Origin of the sequence: Curvivirga aplysinae (assembly GCF_009711445.1) — a bacterium.
In the GTDB taxonomy this organism is placed as follows: domain Bacteria; phylum Pseudomonadota; class Alphaproteobacteria; order UBA8366; family Aestuariispiraceae; genus Curvivirga; species Curvivirga aplysinae.
Map to the genome: position 1 here is coordinate 45,566 of NZ_SMMC01000205.1, position 3,980 is coordinate 49,545.

Here is a 3,980-nt window from a genome sequence, read left to right on the forward strand (position 1 = left end):
TAGCTTATAGCTCTACTTGTTGTTTCGCTGTAAAGCCAACCACAACACGATCGCCAAAATCAAAAATCGGCCGTTTCATCAAAGCCGGGCTTTCCAGCATAAGTGCTTTCACATTTGATGCATCAGTTGAGTTTTTAACCTCATCACTTAACGCACGCCAAGTTGTACCACGTTTATTTAATAAGATTTCCCAACCTGCCATCTCTAACCAACGAGATAAGTTATCTTCAGAAAAACCATCAGCACGTAAATCTTTGAACTCATAAGATTTATCTTGCTCATCGAGCCATTTTTTTGCTTTTTTGCATGTATCACAGTTTTTTAAACCATATACGATCAACGACATTATCTTAATCCTTATCTATGAAGTTCTAGATTGTTTGCCTTGGAATCTATAAAAAGAATCACATATCAAATTAATAAGATAAAATGAAACGGATTCGTTAAGGAAAGGAAAGCCCTATGCTGGCGCTTGTGTCCCCTGCAAAGAAATTGAACATGGATGAAAATGTACCATTTGATACCCATAGTCAGCCAGATTTTCTAAGTGATAGTCGTAAACTGGTCAAACAAGCGAAGACACTTAGCGCAAATGACCTCTCTAGAATGATGAAAATATCTGCATCTCTTGCGGAATTAAACGTTGCACGCTTCAAAGATTTCAAGACACCGTTTAATCTTGGCAATGCGAAACAAGCTGTACTCGCTTTTGCTGGTGATACCTATGTTGGCCTTGACGCTAGCAACTTATCAGAAGATGACTTGGTATATGCCCAAGATCATTTGCGTATTCTTTCCGGTTTATATGGTATGTTACGCCCATTAGATTTGATGCAAGCATATCGTCTTGAAATGGGAACCCGTTTTCAAAATGAACGTGGTAATGATCTTTATGCTTTCTGGGGAGATAAACTTTCTAAAGAAATCAACAAGATTACTGCGGATCATAGTGACCCAACCGTCATCAACTGTGCCTCCAACGAATATTTTAAATCTGTTGACTTAAAAGCATTAAAAGTGAATGTGATTACGCCAGTCTTTAAAGAAATCAAAGACGGACAAGCAAAAATGTTGGGTATGTTTGCAAAACGTGCACGTGGTATGATGGCGCGATATATAATTGAAAACAAAATTGAAACAGCAGACGGTTTACGTGATTTCAATTCTGGTGGGTATGAATATCGCCCTGATCTATCTGATGATAAAAACTGGGTATATACACGCGAACAACCTGTACCTAAAAAATAAAGTAAATCTATTCTGCAGCAGATCGAAAAGAACATTTATGGGCAGTATATGCACCAATAACATCGATCATCTCGTTCAAGTCCGCTTTTAGATGAGAGAAATGACGCGTAGGCTCTACGCGTCTTTCATTCATATATAATGCACGGTTCAACTCAATTTGAATAGAATGTCGATCATGTTCTGGGCGACCATAACGGCGTACAAGCTCCGCGCCCTTATATGGGTTATTAATGCGAACCTTATACCCCTTCCCTACAAACCAATCTCTTAGTAAATAAATAAATTCCTCATCGCAGCTTGATCCGTTTCGGTCTCCAAGCACAACATCCGCACGCGCATTTCCGATTGCCCCAGGCATATAAGGGCTGCTACTTGCAGGCATCGAATGACAATTCACATGCCAGACAGAACCAAACAAGCTATATAGGCGTTCTATCTCATTCTCCAAATAAGTATGATATGGCTTCCAGTATTTATCGATACGATGTTTAACTTCCAGTATACTTAAGTTACGTGCATACATTTGGGGATGTCCCGGACAACTTTTCCAAATCAAACCATGCCCCATGATTGTTTTTTCAGTTGGCTGAACTTGAAAGGGCCAATTGCCTTCAATCATCGAGATATCAATATCATCATCTGAACGATTTGGATCAATATAACTTCTGGGATAATGAGCTTTAAGAAAAGATCCTCCCTTATTGACCACATCCGCATAGAGCTCATCAACGAAGGAATCCTCCATGCCACGCAAAACATTTTCAGGCACGACTGTCTCAAAATCAGTTGGATAATCCATACCGCTATGAGGAGAATCAAAAATTATCGGCAACTGATCTTTGTGATCTTCGTCCGCGGATTGAAATGTAAGGACCCCTGGAAAATGTACAGCCATAAAACCGTTCCATAAAACTAAATTTAAATATCTACGTATAATATGTTAGGAGTCGAAAAATTATCAACCAATAGAAACAGATATGACGCAAATCTTATCGAAAATAACGATTATTTTAATTGAAAGCCGCTAAATATTGCTTATCTTCAAAGAACAATTCTAACGCCGTATCATCGGCCTTCAATTTAAAGGGAAAATTCCATGTCTGGAACTGTTGAAGCTAAACTAAAAGAGCTTGGTATCGAACTTCCAAACGCACCGCAACCAGCTGGTTCGTATGTGCAACATTATCAATCCGGCAATCTTCTTTTCGTTGCAGGTCAAATTCCATTTTGGAACGGTGAATTAAAATTCCAGGGAAAAGTTGGTCAGGAATTTTCCATTGAAGAAGGTCAAGAAGCAGCAAGAACCTGTGCGTTAAACATCATCGCGCAAATTAAAGATGCGGTTGGCGATCTTGATAAGGTCGCACGTATCGTACGCTTGAACGGTTTCGTAAACTGCCCAACTGATTTTGCAGACCATCCAAAAGTCATCAACGGCGCCTCCGATTTGATGGGCGACGTTTTTGGTGAAAAAGGTAAACATACGCGCATTGCTTTAGGTGCAGGTTCTCTACCATTAAACGTAGCCGTAGAAATCGACGCAGTTATCGAAATCGAAGCTTAATTCATTAGAAGGTCATATTATGCCTGACGGCGAAGCAGAATTTCAAATTTCCGTACATAAATCGATCGCAGAAATTGGTCGGGAAGAATGGGATAAATGCGTGCGTCAGGCTGATGATCAAAACAATCCTTTTATCTGCTATGATTTTTTATATAGCCTTGAAAAGACTGGCTGCGTTTGTGCTGAAACCGGCTGGATGCCGCAACATATAAAACTTATGAATATTGCTGGCGAGACTATCGGTGTCGCGCCCCTCTATTTAAAAAATCACTCACAAGGTGAATATGTCTTTGACTGGGGCTGGGCTGATGCCTATGAACGGGCGGGCGGTCAATATTACCCTAAACTACTTGCGGCAATTCCCTTCACCCCAGTAACAGGCCCTCGCCTTCTTGTACAAGATAGCCCCGATCGCCTAAAACATATTCAAGCATTAGCATCTGGTATGATTCAACTGGCGGCCAGATACCAGATCGCAACTATTCATATAAATTTTCTGCCAGAAAATGATGCAAAGTCTCTTCAGGAATTAGGTTTTCTATTACGAAACGATATGCAGTTTCATTGGCAAAACGATGATTTTACTGATTTTGAAGATTCACTTACTGATTTTGTTAGCCGGAAACGCAGAAGCATCAAAAAAGAACGTAAAAAACTGGTAGAATCAGGACTTACTTTTAAAAGATTGACCGGGACCGAAATCACACAAGACGCTTGGGATGATTTTTATCGCTTTTATAAGGATACGTATGATCGTAAATGGGGTGCCCCGTATCTCAATCGTGAATTTTTTGATGCCATACAAGAACAAATGAACGATCGCATTTTATTAGTAATGGCCTACGATGAGACAAATAGAGCCATTGCTGGTGCCCTTAACCTAATTGGCGACAAACGTTTATATGGTCGAAATTGGGGATGTGATGAACAATATAAATTTCTTCATTTTGAAGCATGCTATTATCAAGCCATTGAATTTGCCATTGAACGCGGCTTGAAATTCGTTGAGGCAGGTACACAAGGTCAACACAAACTTCAAAGAGGATATATGCCAACAAAGACTTGGTCTGCACATTATATCGGTGATCCGGGGTTTAAAACCGCCATCTCAAACTATCTGGACCACGAAAGAGATGAAATCAAACGCAATATAGAAATTTTAAAGGAA

5 protein-coding genes are annotated in these 3,980 nt (G+C 39.9%); 3 read left to right on the forward strand and 2 right to left on the reverse strand.

Features of this window, described 5'->3' with window-relative positions:
• Positions 1 to 4 precede the first annotated feature (4 nt).
• Positions 5 to 346, reverse strand: a complete 342-nt coding sequence (locus tag E1160_RS13920; RefSeq protein WP_218048911.1) for an ArsC family reductase — start codon at positions 344 to 346, stop codon at positions 5 to 7.
• A gap of 116 nt (positions 347 to 462) precedes the next feature.
• Here E1160_RS13920 and yaaA point away from each other — a divergent pair, with 116 nt between their 5' ends.
• Positions 463 to 1,248 (forward strand): peroxide stress protein YaaA, encoded by a 786-nt coding sequence (gene yaaA / locus E1160_RS13925; RefSeq protein ID WP_155156201.1) that lies wholly within the window; start codon positions 463 to 465, stop codon positions 1,246 to 1,248.
• Between the two features lie 7 nt (positions 1,249 to 1,255).
• On the opposite strand, the gene E1160_RS13930 is transcribed toward yaaA, so the two are convergent.
• Positions 1,256 to 2,143: an N-formylglutamate amidohydrolase gene (locus tag E1160_RS13930; protein ID WP_155156202.1), complete on the reverse strand. Its 888-nt coding sequence runs from the start codon at positions 2,141 to 2,143 to the stop codon at positions 1,256 to 1,258.
• 201 nt (positions 2,144 to 2,344) lie between these two features.
• Between E1160_RS13930 and E1160_RS13935 the strand changes: the two genes are divergently transcribed.
• Both E1160_RS13935 and E1160_RS13940 read left to right on the forward strand, forming a co-directional pair.
• Positions 2,345 to 2,812 carry a RidA family protein gene (locus E1160_RS13935; protein ID WP_155156203.1) on the forward strand — a complete coding sequence of 156 codons (468 nt, stop codon included), beginning with the start codon at positions 2,345 to 2,347 and terminating at the stop codon, positions 2,810 to 2,812.
• A 19-nt stretch (positions 2,813 to 2,831) separates the two neighbouring features.
• Positions 2,832 to 3,980: GNAT family N-acetyltransferase (locus E1160_RS13940; RefSeq protein WP_155156205.1), on the forward strand; the 1,149-nt coding region annotated here is incomplete at its 3' end.

Excerpts from the sequence above, each read along its gene's own strand:
- E1160_RS13930 (WP_155156202.1), bottom strand. The coding sequence starts at position 2,143 with ATGGCTGTACATTTTCCAGGGGTCCTTACATTTCAATCCGCGGACGAA.
- yaaA (WP_155156201.1), top strand. The coding sequence starts at position 463 with ATGCTGGCGCTTGTGTCCCCTGCAAAGAAATTGAACATGGATGAAAAT.
- E1160_RS13935 (WP_155156203.1), top strand. The coding sequence starts at position 2,345 with ATGTCTGGAACTGTTGAAGCTAAACTAAAAGAGCTTGGTATCGAACTT.
- E1160_RS13920 (WP_218048911.1), bottom strand. The coding sequence starts at position 346 with ATGTCGTTGATCGTATATGGTTTAAAAAACTGTGATACATGCAAAAAA.